General features: G+C 43.9%; 10 protein-coding genes and 7 tRNA genes. 11 read left to right on the top strand and 6 right to left on the bottom strand.

Going from position 1 to position 14,062, the window contains the following annotated elements; all coding sequences use genetic code 11:
* Positions 1-68: 68 nt before the first annotated feature.
* From DWW86_RS12370 to dhaS, 10 genes are all read left to right on the top strand, one after another.
* Positions 69-141 (top strand) — tRNA-Asn (locus DWW86_RS12370).
* A 12-nt stretch (positions 142-153) separates the two neighbouring features.
* Positions 154-225 (top strand) — tRNA-Glu (locus DWW86_RS12365).
* 78 nt (positions 226-303) lie between these two features.
* A tRNA-Thr gene (locus DWW86_RS12360) sits at positions 304-376 on the top strand.
* A 4-nt stretch (positions 377-380) separates the two neighbouring features.
* Positions 381-454: transfer RNA gene (locus DWW86_RS12355), tRNA-Ile, on the top strand.
* A 16-nt stretch (positions 455-470) separates the two neighbouring features.
* Positions 471-544, top strand: a tRNA-Asp gene (locus DWW86_RS12350).
* 5 nt (positions 545-549) lie between these two features.
* A tRNA-Val gene (locus DWW86_RS12345) sits at positions 550-622 on the top strand.
* Between the two features lie 17 nt (positions 623-639).
* A tRNA-Leu gene (locus DWW86_RS12340) sits at positions 640-725 on the top strand.
* 168 nt (positions 726-893) lie between these two features.
* On the top strand, positions 894-2,165 hold the full coding sequence (locus DWW86_RS12335; protein WP_117943445.1) for a 2-hydroxyacyl-CoA dehydratase subunit D: 1,272 nt from the start codon (positions 894-896) through the stop codon (positions 2,163-2,165).
* Complete coding sequence (locus tag DWW86_RS12330; RefSeq protein WP_072522838.1) at positions 2,158-3,807, top strand: acyl-CoA dehydratase activase; 1,650 nt, start codon at positions 2,158-2,160, stop codon at positions 3,805-3,807. The genes DWW86_RS12335 and DWW86_RS12330 overlap by 8 nt, the downstream gene beginning before the upstream one ends.
* A 57-nt stretch (positions 3,808-3,864) precedes the next feature.
* On the top strand, positions 3,865-4,407 hold the full coding sequence (dhaS, locus tag DWW86_RS12325; RefSeq protein WP_072522839.1) for a dihydroxyacetone kinase transcriptional activator DhaS: 543 nt from the start codon (positions 3,865-3,867) through the stop codon (positions 4,405-4,407).
* A 126-nt stretch (positions 4,408-4,533) separates the two neighbouring features.
* Here dhaS and DWW86_RS12320 read toward each other — a convergent pair whose 3' ends face one another.
* From DWW86_RS12320 to DWW86_RS12300, 5 genes are all read right to left on the bottom strand, one after another.
* Positions 4,534-5,547, bottom strand: a complete 1,014-nt coding sequence (locus DWW86_RS12320; RefSeq protein WP_117943443.1) for a hypothetical protein — start codon at positions 5,545-5,547, stop codon at positions 4,534-4,536.
* A 163-nt stretch (positions 5,548-5,710) separates the two neighbouring features.
* The gene (locus tag DWW86_RS12315; protein ID WP_353652707.1) at positions 5,711-6,541 is read right to left on the bottom strand and encodes a carbohydrate ABC transporter permease; all 831 of its coding nucleotides are present in this window, start codon (positions 6,539-6,541) and stop codon (positions 5,711-5,713) included.
* A 38-nt stretch (positions 6,542-6,579) separates the two neighbouring features.
* Entirely contained in the window at positions 6,580-7,494 is a 915-nt protein-coding gene (locus DWW86_RS12310; RefSeq protein ID WP_117943441.1) for a carbohydrate ABC transporter permease, read from the bottom strand.
* Between the two features lie 112 nt (positions 7,495-7,606).
* A complete protein-coding gene (locus DWW86_RS12305; protein ID WP_117943438.1) occupies positions 7,607-8,935 on the bottom strand; it encodes a type 2 periplasmic-binding domain-containing protein in 1,329 nt (442 codons plus the stop codon).
* Positions 8,936-9,025: 90 nt separating this feature from the next.
* Positions 9,026-10,045 (bottom strand): LacI family DNA-binding transcriptional regulator, encoded by a 1,020-nt coding sequence (locus tag DWW86_RS12300; RefSeq protein WP_353652705.1) that lies wholly within the window; start codon positions 10,043-10,045, stop codon positions 9,026-9,028.
* Between the two features lie 405 nt (positions 10,046-10,450).
* Between DWW86_RS12300 and DWW86_RS12295 the strand changes: the two genes are divergently transcribed.
* Entirely contained in the window at positions 10,451-12,886 is a 2,436-nt protein-coding gene (locus DWW86_RS12295) for a glycoside hydrolase family 94 protein (RefSeq protein ID WP_117943436.1), read from the top strand.
* Here the strand turns inward: DWW86_RS12295 and mnmA are convergent.
* The gene (gene mnmA / locus DWW86_RS12290) at positions 12,883-14,004 is read right to left on the bottom strand and encodes a tRNA 2-thiouridine(34) synthase MnmA (RefSeq protein WP_117943433.1); all 1,122 of its coding nucleotides are present in this window, start codon (positions 14,002-14,004) and stop codon (positions 12,883-12,885) included. The genes DWW86_RS12295 and mnmA overlap by 4 nt on opposite strands.
* Positions 14,005-14,062: the final 58 nt, after the last annotated feature.

Here is a 14,062-nt window from a genome sequence, read left to right as displayed (position 1 = left end):
AGATAATCGATTGCTTAGTCAACATGTATGTGGTTTTGAAGATACGATATATCTTCTAAGTAATATAATCCTCCTTAGCTCAGTCGGTAGAGCATGCGGCTGTTAACCGCAGTGTCGTTGGTTCGAGTCCAACAGGGGGAGTTTTTTATACCTGGCTCCATGGTCAAGCGGTTAAGACACCGCCCTTTCACGGCGGTAACAGGGGTTCAAATCCCCTTGGAGTCATCAAAAAATAAAAAAATGTGATTTTTGGTATGGCTTGATTACGACATTTGGTGTATAATACATCTAAGTGAGTTATATGCCGATGTGGCTCAATTGGCAGAGCAGCTGATTTGTAATCAGCAGGTTATCGGTTCGAGTCCGATCATCGGCTTTTTGGACCTTTAGCTCAGTTGGTTAGAGCAACCGGCTCATAACCGGTCGGTCCTGGGTTCGAGTCCCCGAAGGTCCATTTTACTTATTTTTTTGGCCCAGTGGCTCAGTTGGTTAGAGCGCCGCCCTGTCACGGCGGAGGTCGTGAGTTTGAGTCTCATCTGGGTCGTTTAAGGGGTCTTAGCTCAGCTGGGAGAGCATCTGCCTTACAAGCAGAGGGTCATAGGTTCGAGCCCTATAGGCCCCATTTTTTCAATTTAATATGCCGCAGTGGCGGAACTGGCAGACGCCCGGGACTTAAAATCCCGTGGGTAGTGATACCCGTACCGGTTCGATTCCGGTCTGCGGCACGATTTAAAAGGCTTCAAATTCTCTGTTTCAGAGAGTTTGGAGTTTTTTTTATACAACATTTGCACAAACTATGATAATTTATTGACAATCTCGTGATTTTTATTCTTGTATTATGAGATTGTTTGCTATATACTGTGAAGAAAGACATCGAAAGGCGGTCAGACCAATTGGAAATAATAAAGACATTCGGAAATTATGTAGAAAAATGGTGTGAGAATACACCGGACAGAGCACGCTGGCTCCTCACGAAAGGATGGGAGGCACAGGATATGAAATTTCGTCTGGCTCCTTCGAAAAAAATAAATCCGTCAGATCAGTATCTGGCACGTATGATGATGAATGTGATGCTTCAGCCGTTGAAACATCCGGATCAGTCAGTACTGGTCAGCGTATTTACGCCGTGTGAGCTGATGCAGGAGGCAGGTTTATACCCTTATAATGTAGAGAGTTTTTCCTGCTATCTGACGGCATCAAGCGCAGAGCGTGCATTTCTTCAGAGTGCAGAGGATTCCGGACTTTCTGAAACACTCTGCAGTTACCACAAAACATTTATAGGAGCCGCGGAGAAGGGACTTCTGCCGAAGCCGAAATGTATTGTATATACGAACCTTGCATGTGACGCGAATCTTCTGACTTTCCAGCGTCTGGCGGAGTTTTTTCATGTGCCGGTATTTTCAATTGATGTGCCGTCCGGTCAGACGTCGGAAAATGTTGCCTATGTGGCTGCGCAACTTCGAGCTCTGCGCGGGTTTCTTGAACAGACCACAGGGCATCAGATTGATGAAGACAAGCTTGTACAGAGGGTAAAAAGAGGTTACAAAACACTACAGCAGTTTGATGCCTTTCAGAGCGCGCGTGCAGACCGTTTTATTCCGTCCGATTTGGTGTCGCCATTGTACAGCGGAATGACTAATAATATCCTTCTGGGAACAGAAGAGGAAGCGTTATACACCGAGAAGCTTCTTCAGGACGTAAAGAAAGCACCGCCTAAAAAAGGCAAACATATCTATTGGATGCACACGATTCCGTTCTGGTCCGATGCGGTAAAAGATGCACTTCTTTTGAATGATGATGTTCAGATCGTCGGATGCGAGCTCTCACAGGCAACAGATATTTCCAGACATTCAGAAGATCCATATGAAGAAATGGCGATGCGTCTGATCTATCATGCATTGAACGGACCGATTTCACGCAGGATCAATGCCGGTATCCGTCATGCAAAACAGGCTGGCGCCGATGGTGTTGTCTGGTTTAATCACTGGGGCTGTAAGCATACACTTGGTGGCTCTCGAATTGCGAAAAAGCGTTTTGAGGACGCAGGTCTTCCAACATTGATCCTGGATGGAGACGGCTGCGACCGAAGCCATGGTGGGGAAGGTCAGACATCTACCCGTTTAGGTGCTTTTCTGGAAATGTTGGGGGATTTTGCTCATGAATAAAACATATTATGTCTGTAAATATACACCGGTGGAGCTATTGACTGCTTTAGGCGGTAAATGCGAAATATTAAATGAAATGCCGGAAGGTTTTGAGCGCGCAGAGCAGATCACACATCCGAACATCTGCGGATTTGGAAAAGCTGTGCTCGAGGAAGTTCTTGCCGGGAATATAAAAGAACTGGTTCTTGTAAACTGTTGTGACACAATCCGCAGTGTTTATGATATACTGGAAGACAGTGGACAGATGGATTTTCTTTATATGATCGATATGTTACATTGTGACATAGAATGCAGCCGTGAGCGTACGGCAATGCAGTTAAAGGCACTGACATCTGCATATGCTTCCTATAAAGGAACTACTTTTGATAAAGCTGCTTTTCTGAAAGCTTTTCAGCCAAAAGAACGTACGCAGGAACCACATCTGGCGGTGCTTGGAGCACGTATGGGGCAGGAACTGTTTGAGATGACAAGTAATTCCATGCCGCTTCCGGTTGTGAATGAAACTTGTGTTTATAACCGTTCCGTAGGCGAAAATCTTCCGTCGGAAGATATGGATTTTGATGCACTGATGGAATGGTATGCTGGAGAACTGCTTCATCAGATTCCGTGTATGCGTATGATGGATCATGCAGGACGTAAACAGTTATATCAGGATCCTTCACTGAAAGGAATTATTTATCATACTGTAAAATTCTGTGATTTTTACAGCTTTGAGTATGCGGATATCAAAAGTCATACCGATGTGCCGCTTCTCAAGATTGAATCAGACTTTACTTTGCAGAGCAGCGGGCAGCTGAGTACGCGTCTGGAAGCTTTTGCAGAGAGTCTCGGTATTCAGAAGGAAACAAAAAAGGAGAGAACAATGGGCAAAGGATATTATGCTGGAATCGACAGTGGATCCACAAGTACAGATGTGGTAATCTTGAATAAGGACAGAAAAATAATTTCCAGTGTGATCATGCCGACCGGAGCGGGTGCGGCAAATGGCGCTGAAAGAGCCCTGGAGGAAGCTCTTGAACAGGCTGATATTGCAAGAGAAGATCTGGCTGCAGTTGTGACTACCGGTTACGGCAGAACCGCGATTTCAGATGGAGATAAGAGCATTACAGAGATTACCTGCCATGCACGAGGGGCGCATTTCCTCGATCCGAAAGTACGTACAGTCGTTGATATCGGAGGGCAGGACAGCAAGGTTATCCGTCTGAACGAAGATGGCAGTGTAAAGAATTTTGTTATGAATGACAAATGTGCTGCAGGAACCGGACGATTCCTTGAAATGATGGCAAAGACGATGGAAATGTCTCTCGATGAGCTGAGTCAGGTGGGGCTTTCTTATCAGGAGGACATTACAATTTCCAGTATGTGTACAGTATTTGCCGAGTCCGAAGTAGTTTCTTTGATCGCACAGAATAAGCGTACCGATGATATTGTACATGGACTGAACAAAGCTGTCGCTGCAAAGACGGCATCGCTGGTCAAACGTGTAGGCGGTGAAGAGGCTTATATGATGACCGGTGGTGTTGCTCAGAACAAAGGCCTTGTAAAAACTCTTGAAGAGCGTCTTGGAACGAGTATGGTCATCAGCGAGAAATCCCAGCTCTGCGGAGCCTTAGGGGCAGCCTTATTTGCAACTGATATATAAAGATAGTAAAATGGGGAACCGGATATTGACGAACCGATAAAAGGGGAGGAAAGAAAGTTGGCTGATTCCAATATTACAAAAAGTGCACTTGCGTCAGCTCTGAAAGAATTGATGGAAACGACACCTTTTGCAAAGATCACCGTCTCGGATATCTGTGCAAAATGCAATATGAACCGAAAAAGTTTTTATTATCATTTCAGGGACAAATTTGATCTGGTAAACTGGATATTTGATGTAGAATATCTGAATCATGTGCAGATTGGGAAGAATCTGATAGGATGGGACAGTGTGCTTCATCTTTGCAATTATTTTTATGAGAATAAAGATTTTTACAGAAAGGCAATGAAAGTAGAAGACCAGAATTCTTTTATCAATCACTTCCGTGAGTTGGTAAGCCCGTTGATGGCAGAGGATATCAGAGAGATTTTGGGAGAGCAGACAGATGCCGATTTTTATGTAAACTTTTTCTGCGATGCGGTTATCTGTGCATTTGGACGATGGATCTCACAGAAAGAGCCGATTCCGCCGCAAAAATTTGTAGAATTACTGAAATCCTGTATTCAGGTTGTGGTGCTCACGCAGGAGCGTATGAACAGTTAAAACTTGAAAATATAATAAAATATAAAGCAAACAGCTTCATAAAACATATCGAAAATTACCGGATGATTTATGGAGCTGTTTCACTGTGCATATATGTGAAAAGATTGCTTTATTGGTCAGTGACTTTTATTCACCCATAGAGAATGACTTCTGAAGAATATCACGAAGAGATTCTTTGAAGATGTTATGGGATAAAAGCCTGCCATTATTCCTGAGATTGTAGATCGTACCGTCAGGCTGGAAACCGATTACACTGGACGGCGGAGAGATAATGTTTCCGACAGTTTCTGCATCATACATAAGATCAATCGGAATAGTACGGTATTTCTGTGCAACACGTGTACCGACGGCTGCTTTGTAGACATTTCCACGGGTTTCACTGCTGCATGTCGGATCCGCAATGACTGCGGAAAACGGACAGTGAAGTTCTTCGGCATAGCGGTAGTATGAACCGGAAAGAATTTCGGAAATTTCATCTTCTGTAAACATGTGATATACAGAATAAAGAAGTCTGTGATCGCGGAGTACGAGGCATGCAGCATCCGTATGATCGTCATAATTGACACCGATCAGAAGATGATTGATGTCCTTTGCAGAATCTGCGAAATCTTCTGTGATGCAGTCAGAACCACACAATAGAATGATGGCACAGTCTTCATTCTGGCGGATGAGTGGAAGCAGTCTCTCCGGATCTTTGTTTGTATAAAGGAAATATACGTAGATACCGAGTTCTTTGCCCTGATCGAAAATCGGCTGATAACTTTCTGTAAGATTTTCATGTGCGGAATCAATGTTCAAAAACAGAAGCCACGGAACATTAATATTTTCGGTACGTTTGATCTTACGGACGATATGTGCGCCCATTGTGCAGCCATTATATCCCAGATTCAGACCGAATTCGATCAGTTTGTCTTTATCCATGTGCTTGAGTGCATCTTCAATCAGTGGATAGTACGGGCTGTTTTCGTTGTTTAACATTGTACGTGCCATCTCAAAAAAAGATATCTGGAAACGCCCCTTCGAAAAATGAAGCGCCATATCGACCAGATTTCTGGTACAGCGCTCCGGTGCTTCATCGGCATCCTTTAATGCGGTTTTGACGAATGTTTTTATAATGATTCGAGAAGTTTTTGCTGTCATTTTTGATCCCTTCAATATGCATATATAAAAAAATTACAGACGGCAAAATACATTCACCGTCTGTATTTTATCTACTTTTTATTTAATCACAAAGTATTTTTGGATGCAATAGACACTATAGAAAACATGTCCAAAAATGAAGGGGTTCTTCTGAAAGGGAAGATCAGCCCTTGACAGCACCTGCAGAAACACCTTCTACGATAAATCGGGAAAGAAGGATATAAACAATGATTACCGGGAAGATCGAAAATGCGATCATTACGTAAACCTGGCCCATATCGAACTTCAGGAAGTCGGCACTACGAAGCTGTGCGATCAGTACCGGAAGTGTTTTCTTCTTGTCAGAATGAAGTACCAGCGCCGGAATAAAGTAGTTGTTCCAGCTCTGAACGAAAGTGAAGATTGCCTGTACGGCGATAGCTGGTTTCATAAGCGGGAAGACGATCGTATTGAAAGTCTTGAACTCGCCGGAACCGTCAATACGGGCGGCCTCCACAAGCTCCAGAGGAAGGTTGCTTTCCATATACTGTTTCATATAGAAGAAAGTAACCGGAGCGGCGATACTCGGAATGATCAGTGGAATAAAGGAATCATCCAGATGCATTTTGCCGAGTAACTGCAGGAAACCAAGTGCGGTAACCTGAGTCGGGATCATCATGACTGCGAGGATAAAGGTGAACATGAATTTTTTGCCTTTAAAGTCGTATGCGTGAATAGCATATGCAGTCATTGTGGAGAAGTATGTACATAAAACAGCAGAACATGTAGCAATGAAGATACTGTTGAACATACCGTTCCATACAGGAAGGGTTCCTGCGAGAAGATTTTTCCAGTTTGTGATAAGCTGACCTCCCGGGATCGCCGTGAAACCTTTTTTCAGGGCTCCGTTTGATCTTGTTGCATTGATAAACAGTACATAAAACCAGAACAGGCAGAAGAAAGTGAGAATAATCAGTACCACATAAGCAAGGGTACGCTGACCTTTCATGCTCATTCCTTTTTTGGTTTTTTGATTTTTTTCATTCAACTTTCTCACCTCCCGTCAGTTGCTTTGTTGAATCGGAATACGATCATACTGAGTATACCGGTAATAATGAACAGGAATACGGACAATGCACCGCCCATACCATAGTTCTTGCTGAACAGATGCTTGTTCAGGAACATGATCAGTGTCATAGTTGAACGCATCGGATCACCGGTTCCATTTGTCAGGATCTGTGGTACATCGAACATCTGCATACCACCGATCAGAGATGTGATCATAACGTAGATCAGAATCGGACGAAGCAGCGGAAGAGTGATCTTACGGAAAATCTGTGAAGATGTAGCTCCGTCTACTTCGGCAGCTTCATAAAGTGAAGGGTCAATACCCATCATACCGGCCATCAGGAGGATGGTCGTGTTACCAAACCACATCAGGAAGTTCAGAATCGCAACCAGCGTTCTTGCACTCCAGGCGTGGCTGAAGAAGGAATATGCTTCCTTTAGAATGCCTGCATGTACGAGCATGGCATTGATCGGGCCGCCATCTGCGAACAATGTAAAGAATAACATTGCAAATGCAGAGGCCATGATTAGGTTCGGGAGATAGATCACAGTTTTGAAGAACCGCTGACCTTTCAGCCGGAGACTTGGATTGGAGAACCATGCACCGAGAAGCAGGGATACAAGGATCTGAGGAACAAATCCCATTACCCACATGATCATTGTGTTTTTAAAATAGATCCAGATCTCTCCACTCTCAAAGAGCTTGACATAATTGGCAAATCCCACAAAGTTCGGTCCAATCTGCGTCAATCCCGATCTGTAATTTTCAAAAAAGCTGTTATAAATTGTACTAATAAGCGGAACGAGCTGGAATATGAGGTATACTACTACAAACGGTATCAGAAAGATATAGCCCCATTTGTTATAGCTGACCGCTTTATGGTTATTATTCTTTGCCATTATCTTCCTCCATAAGTTAAAGTGTGCCTGCCTGAACCTCAGGCAGGCACATTTTTAGATAATCATGTTCTTTTCAGAATGTTCATTTGACAATGAAGTCAGTCTGTCTGAATTAGTATGAAAGTTCCGGATATTTTTCAACAACTGCTTTGTAGAACAGGTCGAGTGCTTCTTCATAAGTTGCATTGCCTTCGAAGTAGTTCTTCATAGCGTTCTGGAATTCTTCGTTGCAGCCCTGATCATAGATGCTCATGTTGCTGAGATCGATCTTGTCTGCGCCTGCACAGAACATAGCCAGTGGGTTCTGTCCGCCGAGAACTGCGTCGCCGTAGCTTTCGTCTGCAGCCATTTCTTCCATAGCCGGTTTGTTGTTTACGAAGTCGTTGTCAGCTGTAACGATTTCTTTCATTACATCAACGTTTGTTGTCATAGTTTTCATGATATCAGCAACGAGTGTCGGGTTGTCTGTACCTGTAGCTGCTGTGATCCATGTTCCGCCCCAGTAGAAGCCCTGAGGTCCTTCTGTTGCAGCCCAGCCGCCGTCTTTACCAACGGAGCCATCCTGATCAGCACTCATAGAGAAGTCGATGAACCATGCCGGTCCGAAATATGAGAATACGTTGCTGTCTTTGAAGAAGCCTTTGCTCCAGTCATCGCTCCACAGTTCGTATGTAGCTGTTTCGCCTGCATCAACCATTTCTTTGGACATGTCAACCCAGTTCTTGATATTGTCGTCAACTGTGATCTTTCCATCAACTACCCATGGGCTGGTTACGTTGTTGGAGAATACACGGTAGGAGTCGTTTACAGTAGAGGTCATCTGATAACCTTTTTCTTTCAGTTCTGCAGCAGTTGCTTTGAAGGTATCCCAGTCAGCAACTTTCTTCTGAACTTCTGCCGGATCGTCTGTTCCGAATACTTCTTTGGCGATATCTCTTCTGTAGATCATGGTTCCTGGGCAGCCCTGCCATGAAAGACCTTTCAGGTTTCCATCGGAATCTGTCATAACGTCTTTGGTGTACTGATACTGATCAGCAATCTCATCATCTGTGATTCCAAGATCTGCTACAGACATTGTGTAATCTGTGTTTACATATTTCAGTGCGTAGTCAGCTTCTACGAGGAAGAGGTCGATCTTGTCGTCTGCAGCTGCATCAGCCTGTTTCAGAAGTGTTTCATCAAGGTTATTCTGATATGCGTTGTCATCAGATGGAGTGATGTTCCATACAACTTCTACATCACCGATTTTACCATGGGTTCCGTCTACTTCTTCATATCCCGGATAGTGATCGGTCAGACGGGATTTGAATTCTTCGTTCCAGCAGTAAATGTTTAAAACTTTACCTTCGTCTGAGCCTGCGTCATCAGCCCATACCGGAACTGCTGCCAAACCTGCGAGCATAGCTGCTGTTAATGTGACTGCCATAATCTGTTTTTTCATGTTGTTACCTCCCTGTGATTTAATAATTTTGTTTTTATTTTTTCCATATTAAATTTTCATTATTTAGTTTTTGCAAATATGTTTTGCATTTTATTTTGCCAGATTCCTGACTGAAGCACCGGGGAAAAGCCTTCCGTCAACTGTGAACTTATCGATGATCGTTGCTTTGGGATTTTCGATGAGATCAATCAGTTTCTTTGCGGCAAGGTGCCCGATTGTTTCTGTGTCCTGGCACAGCGTTGTCAGCCGGGGCTCAAGGATGCGGGCAAAAGTGAGTCCATCATATCCTGCGATGGAAATATCATCTGGTATCCGAAGTCCTCGTTCGTGGATTTCGTTGATACCGCCCAGAGCAGAAAAATCATCCGGATAAAGAATGCAGGTAGGCGGATCTTTCAGATCAAGAAGTTCTGAGGTTGCCATCGCTGCGGCTTCTGCATCGCGATAGGGGATGACCGGCATATATTCATCGGGTACATCAATGTGTTTTTTCTGAAGTGTTCTGTAGAAGCTTCCCAGACGACTTCGAGTAACAGAAGAATCTTCTCCGTGAATATAGGCGATTTTTCTGTGACCCCGTTGCAGAACATAGGTGACAAGATCTTCCATTCCCTGAATGTTGTTGGAAACAACTGCGATTCGTCCGTCGAATACGTGGTCGATCGTAACCACCGGAATTTCGGATTGTACCAGCTGCTGTACTTCTTCTGTAAAGAAGTTGATGCAGGCAATTACGACTCCGTCGACTCCCCGGTAGCGGCAGTGATCATAATAACTGATGTGTTGACCGGAAAGATTTCCACTGGTAAATGTGATGTCGTATCCTCTGGATTCAGCCGTGCGCTTAAAACTTTCTAATACATGGTTGAAATAATCATGTGTGAGACCACTCATGGCTTCGTCTACAAAGAGTACACCGAGATTGTGGCTTCGCTTGGTTTTCAGCGACCGTGCTGAGGAATTAGGAAGATATCCCATTTCTGAAGCAGTCTTTAAAATAAGCTGCCGGGTCTCTTCGCTGATATCCGGATAACCATTGAGAGCTTTGCTGACACTTGCAACAGATACGTTGCACTGTTTTGCAATGTCTTTCATGGATACCATATGCATGTCCAGCCTTTTCTGTTTTTTGTTTCTAAATCGTTTTCGCAAGCTCATCGTACTGTATTTTCAGACGATTTGCAAGCGTAAATTGTCATATTTGCATAATTTATCCCTATTGCACAAAAAATAATTGACGATAATTAATCAATTTCACAAAAAAGGCACTTCGTTTTTACGAAAAATTTCGTAAAAAACTTAACGATTACGAAAACATGTTTGTGCACTATTTCGTAAGCGAAAATGTAGTTGATTTTTTTGAATAAGTGAATTATACTGAGCTTAATCCAATCTAATCATATTATAGTTATAAAATTTCTAAACTTATTCGTTTTCGCAATTCTGTTTTCAGTCTTTAACTCGTGATCGCATACCCTTTACTTTATTTATATTGTTTTTTGAAGGAGGTTCTTTATGAAATTCGGACATTTTGACGATAAAGCCAAAGAATATGTAATCACTACACCACATACTCCACAGCCATGGATCAATTATCTCGGAAGCAACGATTTCTTTTCACTGATCTCAAACACCTGCGGCGGATATAGTTTCTATAAAGATGCGAAACTTTTACGTATTACGAGATATCGCTACAACAACATTCCGGTAGATTCCAACGGAAAATATTACTATATCAATGATGACGGGGTAATTTGGAATCCGGGCACGATGCCATCCGGTACAGAGACAGATACATATGAATGCCGTCACGGTCTGGGCTACAGCCGTTTCCATTCAACGAAAAATAATCTGGAAGCGGATCTGCTGGCATTTGTACCGGTAGATGCAGCGTGCGAGATCAACTGCCTGACTTTGAAAAACAATTCAGATGTCGAAAAAAACATCTCTTTATTTTCTTATGTAGAATTCTGTCTCTGGAATGCAGTTGATGACTCGACTAACTTCCAGCGAAATTTAAGTATTGGTGAAGTGGAAGTACACGGAAGTACAATTTATCATAAGACCGAATACAGAGAGCGCCGCCGTCATTATAGTTTCTTTACTGTAAATGCACCGGTTCAGAATTTTGATACCAGCAGGGATGAATTCCTTGGAGCCGGTAACGGCAATGCATTCCCGGATGCAGTCCGTAAGAAAAAATGCAGCAACTCCATAGCAAGCGGATGGTATCCAATCGCAGCACATCAGATTGATCTGACACTTGCTCCTGGCGAAGAAAAAACATTTGTATTTATGCTGGGGTACTGTGAAAACCCTGCAGACAATAAATGGGAAGCGCTGAACGTCATCCGTAAGGCCCCGGCAAAAGCGCTTATTGAAAGATTTGATACAGTAGAAAAAGCAATGGCAGCATTTGCAGAGCTGAAAACATACTGGGAGACACTGCTTGCACGTTTTGAAGTCACCAGTTCGAATGAACACATTGACCGTATGGCAAATATCTGGAACCAGTATCAGTGTATGGTAACATTCAATATGTCAAGATCTGCATCTTATTATGAATCTGGTACCGGACGAGGCATGGGATTCCGTGATTCCTGTCAGGACCTTCTCGGATTTGTGCATCTGATTCCGGAGCGCGCGAGAGAAAGGATCATTGATATTGCATCCACACAGTTCCCGGATGGAAGTGCATATCATCAGTATCAGCCACTGACAAAGCAGGGTAACCTTGATGTCGGAAGCGGATTTAATGATGACCCGCTGTGGCTGATTGCAGCGGTTGCCGCCTATCTGAAAGAAACCGGTGATTATGGCATTCTTGATGAGCCGGTACCATTTGACTGTAAGAAAGGTTCTGAAGTACCGCTGTTTGAACACCTGAACAAATCATTCCATTATACAGCAACACACCTCGGACCGCATAAACTTCCACTGATCGGAAGAGCTGACTGGAATGACTGCCTGAATCTGAACTGTTTCTCCAGTGAACCTGGTGAATCTTTCCAGACGACTGGACCATCCGAAGGACCGGTGGCAGAATCTGTATTTATTGCAGCAATGTTTGTCAAATATGGTAAAGAATTTAAAGAAATCTGTCTGCGTACAGGACATGAAGATCTTGCAAAAGAGGCAGAGAGTGCAGTAGCCGATATGTATCAGGCGGTTCTGGATGCAGGATGGGACGGAGAATGGTTCCTTCGCGCATATGATTCACAGTCTGCAAAAGTCGGATCAAAAGAATGTGAAGAAGGTAAAATTTATATTGAACCACAGGGATTCTGCGTAATGGCTGAAATCGGAAAAGAAGAAGGACTTGCTGAGAAAGCGCTGGATTCCGTACATAAACATCTGGAAACGAAATATGGTATCATGATACTCCAGCCGGCATATACCAGATATCATCTGGAACTTGGTGAAATTTCTTCTTATCCGCCGGGATACAAAGAAAATGCCGGAATCTTCTGCCATAACAATCCGTGGATTTCTATTGCAGAAGCTGTACTCGGAAGAGGAGATCTTGCATTTGATGTTTACCGTAAGATCTGCCCGTCCTATATTGAAGAGATCAGTGATGTACATCGCACAGAACCATATATTTATTCACAGATGATAGCAGGTGCTGACGCAGCAAGATTCGGCGAGGCAAAGAACAGCTGGCTGACCGGAACGGCAGCCTGGACATTTGTTAACCTGTCACAGGCGCTTCTCGGAATCCAGCCGGAATATGATGGTCTTGTAGTGAATCCATGTCTGCCGAAAGCTTTTGGTGATCTGCAGATCAAACGCCGCTACAGAGATGCGGAATATTATATTGATATCCGCAAACCGGACGGTGTGGAAAAAGGTGTTGCCTGGATGGAAGTAGACGGCGAAAAAATTGCCGGAAACCAGATTCCACTGATCCCCGGCAAGAAAGAATACCATGTAACGGTACAGATGGGTTAAATATTTGTTCCCTGTGATGTGGTCATGGTGGAGGCGAGACCTTCCGGAAGGATGGTTCCTCCGCCGAGTACCATATCGTCATCATAAAGGACAGCAGCCTGTCCCGGAGTAACGGCTCTCTGTGGCTCATCGAAGGTGATCTTTATCAGGTCTTCTCCGATTTGCTCCACAGTTGCCGGCTGTTCCGGCTGACGGTAACGCGTTTTGACTTTACATTTGATCGGTGCATCGAGATGATCCCATGGAATCAGGTTGATGTCGTTGATATAACAATAATTACTCATCAGATCCTGTTTTCCGCCGAGGATAACCTCGTTGGAATCCAGTGATTTGCCACAGACATAGAGAGATTCCGGTGCGGAAATACCGAGACCGCGGCGCTGGCCGATCGTATAATGAATCTGGCCTTTATGTTTACCGAGAACTTTTCCCTCTTTATTTACAAAATCTCCCGGTTCGGATGATTGACCGGTATACTGTTCAATAAATGAAGCATAATCTCCGTCCGGCACGAAGCAGATATCCTGACTGTCCGGCTTATCAGCATTGATAAAGCCCTGCTCCTGTGCAATGTGGCGGATTTCTTTTTTTGTATAGCCGCCGAGTGGAAACAGAGTGTGTGCAAGCTGATCCTGTGTCATGGCATAAAGAACGTAGCTCTGGTCTTTCGTCGGATCAAGACCTTTTTTCAAAATGAAACGTCCGGTTTCCGGATCCTGCTCTCTGCGGGCATAATGGCCGCTTGCGATGTACTCACATCCGAGTTCTCTTGCCTTGTCAAGAAGTGCGGAAAATTTCAAAAAACGGTTACAGTCGATACATGGATTTGGTGTGCCTCCGTGAAGGTAGGTGTCTGCGAATTTGTCGATAACACTGTGACGGAATTCATCGTGCATCGGGAAAACGTAGTAGAGCATGCCAAGTCGTGCAGCAACACTTTTTGCATCCTCGGTATCAGACGGTGTGCAGCAGGCACGATGCCCCGGGAAACTGCACTGTGGATTATCATAAAGCTTCAGAGTGGCACCGGCACAGTCATAGCCGTCCTGAACCATCAGGTAGGCAGCTACGCTGGAATCAACTCCGCCGCTCATGGCGATCATTGCTTTTTTCTGCATATATTTTCTCCTGTTGTATAAATTGGTTTTACATTATATATGGTTTATATAGTTAGCT

Origin of the sequence: Ruminococcus sp. AF17-22AC (assembly GCF_003460065.1) — a bacterium.
Classification (GTDB): Bacteria; Bacillota; Clostridia; order Lachnospirales; family Lachnospiraceae; genus Blautia_A.
The sequence above is the reverse complement of the archived record's forward strand: the minus strand, read 5'-3'. Positions and strand labels throughout refer to the sequence as shown.